Source organism: Mycobacterium asiaticum, from assembly GCF_001673315.1.
Taxonomy (GTDB): domain Bacteria; phylum Actinomycetota; class Actinomycetes; order Mycobacteriales; family Mycobacteriaceae; genus Mycobacterium; species Mycobacterium asiaticum_B.
This window is the reverse complement of sequence record NZ_LZLQ01000015.1, coordinates 104,168-118,340: the sequence shown is the minus strand read 5'-3', so window position 1 is coordinate 118,340 and position 14,173 is coordinate 104,168. Positions and strand designations below refer to the sequence as shown.

The 14,173-nt window shown below is 62.4% G+C and carries 11 protein-coding genes; 6 read left to right on the top strand and 5 right to left on the bottom strand.

From position 1 onward, the window contains the following. Window positions 1-3 precede the first annotated feature (3 nt). From A5636_RS01880 to A5636_RS01865, 4 genes are all read right to left on the bottom strand, one after another. Window positions 4-1,119: an NDMA-dependent alcohol dehydrogenase gene (locus tag A5636_RS01880; protein ID WP_065156993.1), complete on the bottom strand. Its 1,116-nt coding sequence runs from the start codon at window positions 1,117-1,119 to the stop codon at window positions 4-6. Then, window positions 1,116-1,316 (bottom strand): ferredoxin, encoded by a 201-nt coding sequence (locus tag A5636_RS01875; protein ID WP_065156992.1) that lies wholly within the window; start codon window positions 1,314-1,316, stop codon window positions 1,116-1,118. Before A5636_RS01875 ends, A5636_RS01880 begins: the two co-directional genes overlap by 4 nt. 5 nt (window positions 1,317-1,321) lie before the next feature. After that, window positions 1,322-3,670: a CaiB/BaiF CoA transferase family protein gene (locus A5636_RS01870; protein WP_065156991.1), complete on the bottom strand. Its 2,349-nt coding sequence runs from the start codon at window positions 3,668-3,670 to the stop codon at window positions 1,322-1,324. Between the two features lie 200 nt (window positions 3,671-3,870). Continuing rightward, a complete protein-coding gene (locus tag A5636_RS01865) occupies window positions 3,871-4,575 on the bottom strand; it encodes a TetR/AcrR family transcriptional regulator (RefSeq protein ID WP_253900452.1) in 705 nt (234 codons plus the stop codon). Between the two features lie 249 nt (window positions 4,576-4,824). Here A5636_RS01865 and A5636_RS01860 point away from each other — a divergent pair, with 249 nt between their 5' ends. The 6 genes from A5636_RS01860 to A5636_RS01835 all read left to right on the top strand — a co-directional run bounded on the left by A5636_RS01860 (window position 4,825) and on the right by A5636_RS01835 (window position 12,865). Next, the gene (locus A5636_RS01860) at window positions 4,825-6,051 is read left to right on the top strand and encodes a cytochrome P450 (protein WP_172827133.1); all 1,227 of its coding nucleotides are present in this window, start codon (window positions 4,825-4,827) and stop codon (window positions 6,049-6,051) included. 51 nt (window positions 6,052-6,102) lie between these two features. After that, on the top strand, window positions 6,103-7,323 hold the full coding sequence (locus tag A5636_RS01855) for a cytochrome P450 (RefSeq protein WP_065156990.1): 1,221 nt from the start codon (window positions 6,103-6,105) through the stop codon (window positions 7,321-7,323). Between the two features lie 234 nt (window positions 7,324-7,557). Continuing rightward, entirely contained in the window at window positions 7,558-8,763 is a 1,206-nt protein-coding gene (locus tag A5636_RS01850) for an amidohydrolase family protein (RefSeq protein WP_081287557.1), read from the top strand. Between the two features lie 31 nt (window positions 8,764-8,794). After that, the gene (locus A5636_RS01845) at window positions 8,795-10,318 is read left to right on the top strand and encodes an aldehyde dehydrogenase family protein (protein ID WP_065156988.1); all 1,524 of its coding nucleotides are present in this window, start codon (window positions 8,795-8,797) and stop codon (window positions 10,316-10,318) included. 52 nt (window positions 10,319-10,370) lie between these two features. Further along, window positions 10,371-11,543, top strand: a complete 1,173-nt coding sequence (locus A5636_RS01840) for a CaiB/BaiF CoA transferase family protein (RefSeq protein WP_065156987.1) — start codon at window positions 10,371-10,373, stop codon at window positions 11,541-11,543. 407 nt (window positions 11,544-11,950) lie between these two features. After that, window positions 11,951-12,865 carry an alpha/beta fold hydrolase gene (locus A5636_RS01835; protein ID WP_253900451.1) on the top strand — a complete coding sequence of 305 codons (915 nt, stop codon included), beginning with the start codon at window positions 11,951-11,953 and terminating at the stop codon, window positions 12,863-12,865. Here the strand turns inward: A5636_RS01835 and A5636_RS01830 are convergent. Further along, window positions 12,854-14,038: a carboxylate--amine ligase gene (locus A5636_RS01830; RefSeq protein WP_065157170.1), complete on the bottom strand. Its 1,185-nt coding sequence runs from the start codon at window positions 14,036-14,038 to the stop codon at window positions 12,854-12,856. The two genes, A5636_RS01835 and A5636_RS01830, sit on opposite strands and share 12 nt — an antisense overlap. Window positions 14,039-14,173: the final 135 nt, after the last annotated feature.

The following is a 14,173-nucleotide window of genomic DNA, read 5'->3' as shown; positions in this document are numbered from 1 at the left end:
TTCTCAGTGTTCGTGGATTATCACCCCGCGAATGTTGCGCCCGGCGAGCATGTCGTCGTAAGCCTCATTGATGTCATCGAGCTTGTACTCGGCGGTGACGGTTTCGTCCAGCAACAGCTTGCCGCTTCGATAGAGGCTTATCAGACGAGGGATGTCGGCCCGTGGGTTGGCCTCACCGTAAAGGCTTCCCAGGAGCCGCTTTTGGAACAGCGTGAACAACGTCAGTGGTAGCGTCGGCGTCACATCGGACATCGACGCCAGGGCGGTGACCACGACGGCGCCGCCCTTCCGCACCGCGTTGAGCGCGTCGTTGATCATCGCACCCTCGAGTCGCCCGGGCGTGAGGATGGCCGAGTCGGCCATGACACCACGCGTGACCTCCCCGACTAGGTGGGTTGCTTCCTCCATCGAGGTGGCGAAGTGAGTGGCCCCGAACTGAAACGCTTTGTCGCGCTTGGTCGGCTCTATGTCGACCACCACGATCTGCTCCGCTCCCGCCAACCGCGCACCCTGGATGGCGCCGCTGCCGATCCCGCCGCAGCCCACCACGACGACGACGTCGCCGGGACTGACGTTGGCGGTATTGACGGCCGAACCCCAACCGGTGGTGACACCGCAGCCGAGAAGGCATGCGCGCGATAGCGGCACATCCTGGTCGATCTTGACCACCGACGCTTCCGACAACACGCCCCACTGCGCGAAACTGCCGACACCCGAGAGGGCTCCGATGCCCTGTCCTCTGGCTCGCCGCCGGAAGGTGCCGTCGGCCTGGACACCCGCCAGGATGATCGCGCCGTAATCACAAAGGTTCTGACGACCGGTGGCGCACCAGCGGCAGCGACCACATGCCGGCAGGAAAGATGTGACCACGTGGTCTCCCACCGCGACATCGCGCACTCCCGGACCGACCTCTTGAACGACGCCGGCCCCTTCGTGTCCGCCTATCAAGGGAAAACTCACCCCAAACATGTCGCCGGTGCGGATGTGGTGGTCGGAATGGCATAGACCGGTGGCCTCGAACTCGACGAGTAGCTCGCCCTCCTGCGGCGGATCGAGTTCGATCTCTTCCACCGACCACTTCTCGTTGAGTCCCCACAAAACTGCTCCACTGGTCTTCACGGCGACTCCTTGACGATGTGTATGGCACGCTCGGGGCAGTTCGCGATCGCGTTGTGTGCCCGGTCTTCCCATTCGGGGGGAACCTCATCCATGACGACGAAGGCGGTCCCTTCGTCGTCGATATCGAAAATTTCGGGATACGCCGCGTAACAACGGCTATGGCCTTGACACATCTCACTGTCGACACGGAGTTTCACGCTGCCTAGTCCAATCCGCCTGGTCTGGTCCCGATGACTCCCGTATCCGAAAGCGCCGCGATCGATGCGGCATCGAGGCCGAGCAGATCGCCGAGGATGCTCGCGTTGTGCTGCCCCAACGTCGGCGCCGCTGACCGATACCAAGTGTCGACGCTGCGGAACTTGAAGGGAATTGCCGGCACGTGATGCGTTCCCACGATGGGATGGTCAAGGCTTTCGAAAGCGCCTCGTGCGGCCAGCTGAGGGTGCGTCGAAGCGGCCCTGGCGTCCGCCAAATCCGCAGCCGGCACGCCGTGTTCGACAAGTAATTGTGCCGCGGCCGAGGAGTCCTGACGGCTCGTCCAGTGCTCGAGATGCTTGTCGATCACGTCGTGTGCCCGAACCCGCCCTTCGTGAGTGTCCAACGTGGGGTCATTCGCCCAATCCGGTTCACCGAGGGCCGATTTCAGGTGGTGCCAATGCTCGTCGGTCGCGACCGAGATCGCAAGCCACCGCTCGGTCCCCGCGCATTGATAAAGCCCTTGTGGGGCTGCGTCGCGACTGCGATTTCCCAGTCGCGATAACAGATTCCCGTAGGCGGTGAATTCGACAACCTGCTCGGCGGCCGCGTTGAGCGCGGATTCAACCATCGATACTTCGATGAAGGACCCTTGGCCGGTCTCGTCGCGGCGGCGGAGCGCCGCAAGCATGGCGAATGCGGAGTGCATTCCTGCCAGCGGGTCACACGGGCCGCGGGGGATTCGCGGCTGGTCGTAGTCGTGGCCCGTCACCCAAGCCATTCCGGTCATCTGTTCCATCGTCTGCGCGAAGCCCACATTGTTGCGCCATGGTCCGTCGAGCCCGAACGCGGGCATGCGGACCATCACGATTCGCGGGTTTTGCTCACTGACGGCCTCCCAAGTGATGCCGAAGTTTTCGAAGACGCGGGGGGAGAAGTTCTCGACCAGAATGTCGGAGCATTTGACGAGTTCGAACAACAGCTCCCGCCCTTGGGGAGACGACAGGTCGAGGGTGAGCCCCCGCTTGTTGGTGTTGGTCGCCAGGTACATCCCGGAGCGCTCCCACCACTGTGGCTGATCGGCGAACAGTGCGGCCGCCATCCGCGCACCGTCGGGGTGGTCGGTCGACTCTACGTGTATGACCTCGGCGCCGAGTGCGGCGAGGACATGGGTGGAGGAGGGGCCGGCCCACCACGCTGTCGCGTCGAGGATCCGTACACCGTCCAGCGGAAGTACCGGTGTGCGGTCGTCAGCAGTTGCAATCCTGTTGTGGGCGTGTACTTTTGCCATTTCACCGAGTCGAGGTGCCCCGGCGGATGGGGCGGGTCGTAGGCCATCGATCCGATAGGGCGCCAACGGGTGGGTAAAGCTGCCGTCCGCATATGTGCCCCAGACGCCGCGCGCGGCGAACTGAGGGTGGTCCAACACGGTCTGGCCGTTGTTCACGGGTGAAACGGGGATCCGCAGATCGGAGGCCAGCGCGACGATCTCGCCGGTGGAACGTCTCGTCGTCCAGTCCCGCACAATCCGATTCCACTCGTCGCGGCGTTCCCACCGGGTCGTGGCCATTGCCCAGGCTGGGTCCTCGTCGAGCAGGTCCAACCGGTCGATCATCGCCAGGAACGACTCGAATTGCTGACGGGTGTTGGTGTTGAAGCCTACCCATCCGTCAGCGGTCGGTTCGATGGAAGGGATTTCGACCTGTCGGGCCGGCAGGCTGAGAGGGGGGCGGCCGAGCAGCTCGCAGTAGAGCTCGGCGAATCCGCTTGCGCTGAGATGGCACGCTTCCAACAACGAGCAGTCAACGATTTCGCCGGGTCCGCCGCGTTGCGCCCGCCGCAATGCCCCGAGCGCCCCGACGGCGGCATAACTTGCCATGACCCATTCGAAGACTCGCCCGCCCGCTTGAATGGGTGGTTGGTCCGGGCGACCTCGTAGTATGAGAGTTCCGCTTTCGGCCTGGATCGTGAACTCCGTCGCGGGTCGGTCCCGGTACGGTCCGGTCAATCCGTAAGGAGACAACGCCACGATTACCAGGTGTGGTGCACGCCGTAGCAGGTCCTCGCGGTCGAGTGCCGTCGGCCCAAGAGAATCGACGAACACGTCGGCGGAGATGATCAACGACTCCAGATCGGACAGCAAAGTGCCGACGACTGAGCGTTTGCCGGCGTTCAAGAATTTGAACAGCGCATCGGCGTTGCTTCGGTCGCCAGACCTTCTGCGGCGGAACGGATCTCCGTCTGGGGCTTCTATCTTGATGACCTCTGCTCCGAGGTCGGCGAACAACTTGGTGCAGTACGGACCGGTGATTTCCGTCGCCCACTCGACAACCCGAACCCCGCGCAGCGTGTTCATCGCCTTGCGGCTTTCGGCATCAATGGTTTCGGAAGTGACTTACTCGCGCCGGTGAGTGCACACACGCCACTTCCTGTCCTCACGCTCGTGCCGGTCGAGCAGGGTTCTGCATCCGCATGGCTGCGGTTAGCTGGCAACGACGCTAGCGACGGAACGGCTGAAGTGTCAAGTGTGACTCGATAACTGTGGCCGCGGCTAGGTTAGTTGGAGTTTTTCACTCGGCGGCCCGCGCCTTTGGGGCCCGTCGCTTCCGCCCGGCCATGCTTGGCGGGCGGCTTCGCAGTTGGCGTACCGACGCCTTTAGCGAGGATCTGCGAACCGAGTTCGATCTGCGCGCGGATGTCTGACTCGGCGGTACCAAACCAGCGCGGGCCTAAGCTCGTCGTGAAGATGATGAAGTTAGCCAGCAACTCGGCGAACAGGTCGGCGTCGACGTCGGCCCTGATCTGCCCCGCGGTTTGGTAGTGGCGAACGCCCTCAGCGATAACGGCTGTACGGCGTGCGTGATTCGGCTCCAGTACCCGTAGGGAGAAGTCCGGATCTGATAACGCGTGACCGGAAATATCCCAGCCGGGAACACCGCTGTCCCGATCATCGATCCGTAGTCTCGCAAAGAACAGCTGCTCGATATAGTCCTCGAAGCGCGCAGGCAGGGCCGCTACGACTTGCTCTTCGGCCTCAGTGACGAGATCCGCAATCTGTCGAGAGACAACCTGCTCGAAGATGCCTCGCTTGTCCCCGAAGTAGTGGAACAGCATTGCTTCCGAACAGTCGGCGCGCCGTGCGATCTCTTTCGTCGCAGCGGCCGCGTATCCCGCTTCGGCAAAGACCTCGGCAGCCGCTTCAAGGAGGGCTCGCTGTTTGCCGTCCTTGTCGCGAACTCGTCGCCGCGCGCCTGTCGTCATCACACACACTTTAGCCAGCGCATATCTGTTGAAGTAAAGCTCGACGCGTACGCAGAAGGCCGGCCGGGCCGTTGTCGGCGCCAAGCTTGTCAGCGCGCGATGCGGCGGGTGGGTGAGTTATCGAGTGCGACTTGCTTCCGGGTAGCCGACGATTTACTGTGCTGCCAAGCCAAGTTTCGGCGTGTGCGGGAAATTCGAGGGCCGGCGCAGCGGCAGACGGATGACGGCGCGGCGCGGAAAGGACCACCCATGGTGAGCAAATCACCGGAGGAGCACGCCCAGAACCTCGATCTTCGTCACGAGGATTTCAACGACCCGGAATATCTGTACGAGGTCTACGCGGTGATGCGGGAGAGTGGACCGTTCAGTCACCAGGATTCCCCTTTCGTAGGCCCCACGCCGGGGGGTGCGTGGGTCGCCACCCGCTACGACGACTGCTACGAGATCGCGCGTAACTGGCCCAGTTTTTCCAGTAAGCCTTTGACGATGGACGGTTCGTTGATGTGGTTCGGCGACATCGTTATCACCATCGATCCACCGCGGCAGCAGCAGCTTCGTAAAGTTCTCAACCCGTATTTCTCTCCGGGTCGGATGAAGCAGCTGGAGCCCCAGGTGCGCGCGGTGACCGACGGATTGATCGACAACTTCGTCGAGTCGGGCCGGGGTGACCTCGCCGACGTCGCCTGGCGGCAGCCTGGGATTGTGTTCTTCCGGTACCTACTCGGCATGCCCGTGGAGGACGTGCCGTTCTACCTCGAGACGACGGACCTCGCGGTCAATGGTGAGAGCGAAGAGGTCCGAAACGCGTCGATGACTAATCTGTACATGCGGGTACGCGAGGAGATCGACAAGCGTCGTGGTGAATCGCCGCGTGACGACCTCATCGATGTCTTACTTGCCGCCGAGATCGACGGCGAAAAATTGAGGTTCGACGACGTTGTGGCGAATGTGATACTGCTGGTCCAAGCTGGACTCGAAACAACCTCTAGCGCAATGTCATTCGCGTTCTACTACTTAGGCTCCCATGCTGCGGAGCGCGACCGCCTGGTACGGGAAGCCGAGTTGATGCCCACGGCGATCGAGGAGTTCATCCGGTTCGCCGGCTCGATCCACGGACTGAATCGCTCAGTCACCGAAGAGACTGAACTCAACGGGCATAAATTCTGTCCCGGGCAGACGGTCGTCGTGAACTACGCGGCCGCCAACCGCGACCCGCGCGAGTTCGACCATCCGGACAGGTGCATCCTCGACCGAGAGGCGAACCGTCACCTCGGCTTCGGAGCCGGCGTCCATCGCTGTCTGGGCTCCAATCTCGCGCGGCTCGAGTTTCGAGTTGGCGTCGAGCAGGTCCTGAAGCGGATGCCCGACTACGCCGTTCCCCCCGAGGCAAACGTCGATTTCCATGGCAATTCCGTCACGCGGGGTTACCGCACGCTGCCCGTCGTCTTCACGCCTAGTGCCCGCGTGGCCGGGTGAAGGTGCTGTTGTGAGGTCAGCACGCCGTTGTTTGGGGGTGGGGGACTGGACATGACGAGCAAATCACCGGAGGAACACGCCCGAAATTTCGATCTTCGTCACGAGGATTTCCACCACCAAGAATTCCTCTACGAAGTCTATGCAGTGATGCGGGAGAGCGGACCGTTCAGTCACCAGGATGTCCCCTTCCTGGGCCCTACGCCGGGAGGCGCTTGGGTCGCCACCCGCTACGACGACTGTTACGAGATCTTGCGTGATTGGCGCAGCTTCTCCAGCAAACCCGCGGGGAGCAACCCGACGTCGTTCGGCGACATCGTGATCAACTTGGATCCACCACGGCAGCAGCAGCTTCGCAAAGTGCTCAACCCATTATTCTCCCCGGGCCGGATGAAAGAGCTGGAGCCCCAGGTGCGCGCGATTACCGACGCGCTGATCGACAACTTCATCGAATCCGGCCGCGGCGATCTCGCCGACGTGGCATGGCAGCAACCCGGGATCGTGTTCTTTCGGCATCTGCTCGGCATGCCCGTTGAAGACGTGCCGCTCTTCATCGAGACAGCCGACCTCGGGATCAACGGTGAGAGCGAAGAGGTCCGAATCGCTGCGATGACGAATCTCTACCACCGCGTACGCGAGGAGATCGACAAACGTCGGAGTGAACCGCCGCGTGACGACCTCATAGATGTTCTACTCACCACCGAGATCGACGGCGAGAAAATGAGCTTCGATGACGTGGTAGCGAATGTGCTTCTGCTCGTGCAGGCAGGACTCGAAACAACTTCTAGTGCAATGTCATTCGCGTTCTTCCATCTGGGAACCCATGCTTCGGAGCGCGACCGCCTCGTAGGGCAACCCGAGTTGATGCCCACCGCGATCGAGGAATTCATCCGGTACGCCGGCTCGGTCCACGGACTGCACCGCTCAGTCGCGGAAGAGGTCGAGCTCAGCGGCCACAAGTTCTGTCCCGGTGAGACGGTCGTCGTGAACTATGCGGCCGCCAATCACGACGCGCGTGAGTTCGACGAGCCGGAGAAGTGCATTCTCGATCGCCAGGCGAACCGTCACCTCGGTTTCGGAGCAGGTGTCCATCGCTGTCTGGGCTCAAATCTCGCCCGACTCGAGTTTCGGGTGGGCGTCGAACAGGTCCTGAAGCGCATACCCGACTACGCCATCCCGCCCGGGGCGGAAGTCGATTTCCATGGCAACTCGGTCACGCGGGGCTACCGTACGTTGCCAGTCGTCTTCACACCTGGTGTCCGCACCGGCCAGTGAGGGGTAGCGGGCTTAACCATATCGAAGCCATATCAAAGCCCATATCACCTCGCTGCCAACGTAATAACGAATTCCCAAGCGTTGCTCGACGACTTATCAAGTGCTACTTGACAGCGCGCCTGAGCCGCTTCTAGCATCGGTTTAACCGTAATCGGGATTCGTCGTGCGCGAAGCCGCGCCCATTGCTCGCTCGTCAGGTCAATGAACCGGTTCGGTGGAATCAGGGAGGAACCCGTGGACAACCTAGATCTTCAATGGATGATCTCCGTCGACGACCACATCATCGAGCCACCCAACCTCTGGGTCGACCGCGCGTCGGCCGCCGACCGTGATCGAGTGCCACACGTCGAGCGTGTCGACGGTGTCGACACGTGGATCTACGAGCAAGCGCGCGCATCGGTAATGGGCATCTTGGTCGCGGCTCACCAACGGCCGGCCGAGTACTCGCCGCTGCCAGTGAATTACGACGAGATGCCGCGCGCGTACTTCGACCCGGTGGCCCGCATCCCTGACATGGACGAGGATCATGTGATCGCGGGGCTGAACTTCCCGTTCTTCCCCCGGTTCTGTGGTCAGATGTTCGCCCACCTCGGTGATCGCGACCTAGGTCTCAAGTGTGTGCGCGCCTACAACGATTTCGTCATCGATGAGTGGTGCGCGGCGGCGCCGGGTCGCTACATCCCGATGATCATCATTCCGTTGTGGGATACCCGATTGGCAGTGGAGGAGACGTTGCGGTGCGCCGGCAAGGGCGCTAAAGCCATCGCCTTCTCGGAAAACCTGCACCCGCTGGGGTTTCCGTCCATCCACTCTGGAGAATGGGACGATTTCTTCGCGGTGGTGAACGAGACGAAGATGCCGCTGTGTACGCACATCGGGTCTTCCTCGGTCAGTCCGACCACCTCACCTGATGCGCCCTTTGGGGTTCAGGCGGTCAACATCAATCTCAATCTGGCGAACTCAACCACTGACTGGCTGTTCTCGGGCAAGCTGCAGAAGTACCCAGATCTCAAGATCGTGTTGGCCGAGGGTGGCATCGGCTGGATTCCATACCTAATCGAGCGTGCTGAACACGTCGCTGCTGATTACCAATACCTGCGGGCCAACAACTGGGCGGTTGACCCGGCGACGATGCGCTTGAACGCCGTACCCACCGACCCCGAAATCTTCCCGGAGTCTCCGCGCCAGCTCTTCCGCGACCACATGTATGGCTGCTTCATCGAAGACGACTTCGGGGCGGCGAATCTCGACTTCATCGGCATCGACAATGTGATGATCGAAACGGACTATCCGCACACCGACAGCCTCTGGCCTAATTCCCTTCAGGCAGCACACAAGGCACTCGACGGGCGGTCCGATCTCGACAAATACAAAGTGCTGCAGGGTAATGCTCGCCGGGTTTTCGACTTCGAGCCTGCCCCATACCCGGCGCTGACGTAGCAACGTCTTCGATGGCTGGCGGATTCGGTTGATGCGGGAGTACCAGAGCTTCATCGACGGTAAGTGGTTGAGCGACAACGCGCTCGGCACTATCGACGTCATCGATCCGGCGACTGAAGAGTTGATCGGGCGAGTCATCGACAGTGGGCCGAAGCAGGCGGCCATGGCGATCGAGGCCGCGCGGCGCGCTTTCGACGAAGGGCCGTGGCCCTGGCTGTCCGTCCGGGAACGGGCAAAGATCATCAAGCGGTTCGCTGACATCCTTGACGAGCGTAAAGAGGAACTGCGCGAGCTGATCGTCGCCGAGATCGGCTCGACCGGTTTCATCACCGATCTGATTCAGGTTGGGGGTGCTATCGAGGCGGCCCACTACTACGGCGAGTTCGTCGAGCACGATGTGACGTGGGTGGAGACCCCAGGCGGGCCCGTGGTTTCGCCGACTGGCCTGGGTGGGGTGACGGTGGTCCGCGAACCGGTCGGGGTGGTCGGAGTGATCACGCCCTTCAACTTTCCGTTCTCGATCAACATTCAGAAGTGCTTGTCGGCCTTGGCCGTCGGCTGCACGGTGGTGCTCAAGCCGCATCCGTGGACTCCGATGAATGCGCTGGAGCTGGCCAAGGTCGGCGAGGAAGCCGGAATTCCGCCCGGTGTGTTCAACGTTGTCGTGGGCGGTGCCGACGTGGGTGAGGAGCTGTGTACCCACCGTGGTGTGGACATGATCGGGTTCACCGGGTCGACGGCGACCGGTCGGCGCATCCGCGAACTGTCGGCGGCCACGATGAAGCGCGCACAGCTGGAGCTCGGCGGCAAGAGTGCGCACATCGTCCTCGACGATGTCACCGAAAGTGATGTTGCAGCAATCGGTTTCGGGCAAGTGCTGATGCATGCCGGACAGGCATGCACCGTCACGTCGCGCCTGCTGCTGCCCGAGCACCTGCTCGACGCATATGTCGAGGGCCTCAAAGCCATGGCCCCGATGATCACAGTCGGGGACCCGCGTGATCCTGGGACTGTCGTCGGGCCGCTCATCAGAGATCAACAGCGTCAGCGGGTCGAATCCTTTGTCCAGGCGGGTCTAGAGGACGGCGCGCAACTGGTAGTCGGCGGCAAACGGCCCGAGCATCTCGAGCGCGGCTTCTACTACGAACCGACGGCATTCGTCGGCTGCCGCAGCGAAATGCGCCTGTGCCAGGAAGAGGTGTTCGGGCCGGTGCTGGCGGTGATGACCTATCGCTCCGAAGACGAGGCCATCCGCATCGCGAACGACTCCGTTTACGGGCTGGCGGGTCTGGTGATGACGCGCAATGCCGCAAGGGGATTCAACGTAGCGAGGCAGGTCAAGACAGGCACCATCATGGTGCAGACCGTCGCGCAGGGCGCCGACCTCGGTGCCAATCCCGGCGGCGGGCAGGGGCCCGGCTGGTCTCTGCCGGCGCGCGGAATGTTCAACGGTGGCGGGCCCTTCGGCGGCTTCAAACAAAGTGGGCTCGGGCGAGAGCAGGGACGCTGGGGCTTCGAGGAATACACCGAGCTGAAATCAATCACCATGATGTAGCGAGGGGACTCGGGTCGGAAAGATCCTGGAAAGGTCCTGGAAAGGTGTTGGCATGCAACTACTCAGGGACGTCCGGGTCCTCGAGGTGTCGCTGTTTTCTGCGGATGCCCTGGGCGGGCATCTGGCTGACCTCGGTGCGGAGGTGATCAAGGTGGAGCCGCCCGGCGGGGGTGGTTTCCGCGGTTCGGTGGTTTCCGGTGGCGAGTTGCAGGATTCGCACTGGAACCGCGGCAAGAAGAGTGTGGCAATAAACCTGAAAACGGCTGAGGGACAAGATGCCTTTCGGCGCCTGGCCGCGACATCGGCGGTGGTGATCGACGGACTGCGTCACGGAACCGCACACCGGCTGGGCTTCAGCTACGACGACATCGTCGCGGTCAACCCCACAGTGGTTTATTGCGTGCTCAACGGCATGGGCAGTTACGGGCCCTACACCCGATTACCCACGCATGGGCTGTCTTTCGACTGCTTCGCCGGGTTAAGTCCGCCGATCATCGAAGCGGATGGGACGCCACGACTCTCGGGCGCGGCCACCGGGACGACCGGTGTGCTGGCCGGACCGCTGTACGCGGCGATGGGCTTACTGGCCGCGCTGCACGCCGCCGGGCGTGACGGCGAGCCGCAGTACATCGAAGTCGCGCAGGTCGATGCGGCGATCAACTGGAACTTCCAGCACCTCACGGCTTTAGCGAACGGTCGACCGACCTACGGTGAGGGAATCCGCGCCTCGCTTCGCTACCAGTACTACGAGACGGGCGACGGCAATTACGTGGTCTTCAACGCCCTGGAGGACAAGTTCTGGCTGAGATTCTGCGAGTCACTCGACAGGATGGATCTCTACGAAGCGGGGCGTCAGCAGCCGGGGAAGGATCTCGAGGCAGAGGCTCGGCTGCGCAATGAGCTGACAACGATCTTCAAGAGCCGTACCCGCACGGAATGGACCGATTTCTTCATTGCGACCGACATCGCCGGGGCGCCAGCATTTTTGGGCGCAGACCTGTTCGACGACGGCCATGCGAAGGCGCGTCGCCTGGTCTACGAGCAGCCTCAGCCGGATGGAACGTCGCAGCGATTGATGGGAACGTGCATCAAGGCCAAACCCGACGAAGGGTTCGCACCGCCAACAGCGCCGCAGGTTGGGCAGCACACGGAGGAATTGCTCACCGGCCTGGCAGGTTACGACGCAGCCGGGATCGAGCGCCTACGGTCGGTTGGCGCAATCTGAAACATTGGCACGCGCCCCACTTGCCCGGCTATGCCTGACTGTCGGCGACTTCCCAATCCTTGATCGTTGCGAGAGGTCCGAAAAGGTCGGCCGGCACGTCGGAGGATAACGATTGGCCTGTTCGCACGCGCCGCGGCCAGTCCCGCTTGGCCAGTGCGGGCCTGGCGAGGGCAACAACGTCGGCGTTGGGGACTCGATGATCGTGTTTGCGTCGCGAGGGTCGTCGAGGTGACCGTTGGCAACGATCGATAGGCCGTTGTAGTGCTTGGCGGGCTCCGCCACGGAGCACTTGTGGTAGGCACGGACGGCGGTGTAAGCCGCCACGAGGGCCTTCACAGGGGACTTCACGAGTCCTGGGATGGTCGTGTCGAAGCGAGTTCCGGCCGCGGCATCGCACGGCGGCGAGCATGCGCGGCGCCGTTATTACAGTTGAACTGATGACCGATGCAACGGGCGCACCGCCCGATGACGGGTTCGAATACGTCATCTCAGAACCGGGCGTTGAGCTCTCCGTGCAACGCTCCGGCGAAGGCCCGACCGTTCTACTGATCGGCGGCCTCGGCATGCCGAGCATCACTTGGACCATTTGCGGACTGCCTGAAACCCTCGTCGACGCCGGATTCCAGGTCATCGCGTACAACGCGCGCGGAATGGCGCCGTCCTCGGCGCCGCCCGCGCCGTACTCGGTGTCCGACCTCGCCGTCGACGCCGCCGCCATCCTCGACCATTTCGAGGTCGAACAGGCCATCGTCATCGGTTACTCGATGGGCTGTTACGTCTCACAGACGCTTCTGCGTACTCGACCGGACCTCGTGCGCGCGCTGGTCCTCTTCGCGGGCCTGCAGCCCTCGCCGGTGGGCGCGATGGTGGGGGAGATGGAACTCGGCCTGATCGAGCGCTACGGCGAATTGCCGCGTGAGGTATTGGTTTTCGAGCAGCTGCTGACGACTCTGCACCTTCCGATGCTGCAAGATCCGGCGACGGTGCGCGGCTGGCAGCAGGCGCTGTCGGCCGGCTATGAATCCGGTTGGGCAGGCCAGGAGGGGTTCAAGGGGCAGCTGACGGCGTCCCAACAGTGGATCACGTCGGGGGAGCCAACCCGGGAGCATCTAGCTGCCATCGACGTGCCCACGCTCGTCCTGGCATTCGAACACGACCTGTTCTTTCCGCCCGCGTTGTGTGAAACGACAGCTCGGCTGATCCCCGGCGCCCAGTTTGCACGGATCGACGGCGCAGGTCACGGTGGCATCTTCACCGCACCGGGCGACAGCGTCGCCCGAATCACCGATTTCTGCCGCGCGCAGCGAGATTCACGAAGGTAGGTCGGTGCCGTCCCAGTCATGGTCGTGCATGAACGCGTCGGGAATATTGACCCGATACCGAGCGGCCTCGGCGAAAATGGTTGCCGCGACCAGTGGCAGCGCCAACGTCGGCTTCAGGTCGCGGCGGGTGAAGACGGCGTCGTCAGTACACCGATAGTCGCGCAGAAAACCTCGAAAAGTGTTGCCTTGCAGCGCCGATTTGCGCCATCCGTACATCATCATCCCCGGGCCCAGCATCTTCCGCACACCTGGCTGCGGCACAATGACCTCGTCATTCACCCCGAAAAACGCTCTGTCAACCCTCGTCTCTGGATCGAACAACAACACGCCACTGGTTGCCCGCGGATTGCATTCGACCGTGAAGAGCCCTTGGCCGGGCACTTCGACGAAGTCCAGTCCCATCTGGCCGGTGAAATTGAACGCCTTGACGCATTCGCGAGTCCATTCAGCGATCTCGTCGTGTTCGACGGATTCGAACATCAGACATGATGTGCCGTCGATCGCGTAACGCACCGGGTATTGCGCGTGGGCTTTCACTTCGCCGTCGTGGCAGACCGAATACGAGCAATAGTTCGTCCCATCGGCCCACTGCTGCGCAATCCACGGGTTGCCCGCGTCGAAACTAAGTCCACGCGGCAGCTCACCCGGGTGCACCTTGTGCACGTCCTGCGACCCCCGCGAGTAGACGCGTTTGAGGGCGAAGGGTTGGTCGAAGTCCAGCGCTTCGAGCTCCTGCTGACTGCGGACGAGCGCGAAGTCGAGGGTGGGTATGCCCAGCGCTTTGAGTGCGGCCTGGAATTCGTACTTGTTCTCCAGCCGCGCCTCCAGGTCGAAGCTGGAGAGGAACAACTTGTCGCGGTCCGGGAACAGGTCGGGGTATCGCTTGATCGTGTTTGCCAGGATCTCGGTCCCTTCGTGGACCGTCACGACCATGTCGACACCCTCTTCGCGGACGATGCGCGCGAGGGCTTGCGTCCACTCGACCGGCTCGTACCTCGGTCGCGGGGCACGAAACGTCTTCCGTACGGCCGACGAGAATTTGCTCAAGGGATACCGCACCGAGTCCGTGATCAGCACGTCGTGCCCCGCGGCACTCATCAGGCGGGCGAGGTGAAGTGACAGATATGACCGCCCGAAGGTGATCAGCACGGTCTTTCGACCTAATTCGGACACCGAACCTCCCATCGCGCAAACCCGCCGCCGCTGTGGGCCGTAACCATGGTCGAAGGGGAGCTTTAGGCTCCAGCGCTCACACCGGTCGCTCAGGTCTTTGCTGTGTTCCGCATCACACCCATGGCGCCGATGCGG

Excerpts from the sequence above, each read along its gene's own strand:
- A5636_RS01870 (WP_065156991.1), bottom strand. The coding sequence starts at position 3,670 with ATGAACACGCTGCGCGGGGTTCGGGTTGTCGAGTGGGCGACGGAAATC.
- A5636_RS01865 (WP_253900452.1), bottom strand. The coding sequence starts at position 4,575 with ATGACGACAGGCGCGCGGCGACGAGTTCGCGACAAGGACGGCAAACAG.
- A5636_RS01860 (WP_172827133.1), top strand. The coding sequence starts at position 4,825 with ATGGTGAGCAAATCACCGGAGGAGCACGCCCAGAACCTCGATCTTCGT.
- A5636_RS01855 (WP_065156990.1), top strand. The coding sequence starts at position 6,103 with ATGACGAGCAAATCACCGGAGGAACACGCCCGAAATTTCGATCTTCGT.
- A5636_RS01845 (WP_065156988.1), top strand. The coding sequence starts at position 8,795 with ATGCGGGAGTACCAGAGCTTCATCGACGGTAAGTGGTTGAGCGACAAC.
- A5636_RS01840 (WP_065156987.1), top strand. The coding sequence starts at position 10,371 with ATGCAACTACTCAGGGACGTCCGGGTCCTCGAGGTGTCGCTGTTTTCT.
- A5636_RS01835 (WP_253900451.1), top strand. The coding sequence starts at position 11,951 with ATGCGCGGCGCCGTTATTACAGTTGAACTGATGACCGATGCAACGGGC.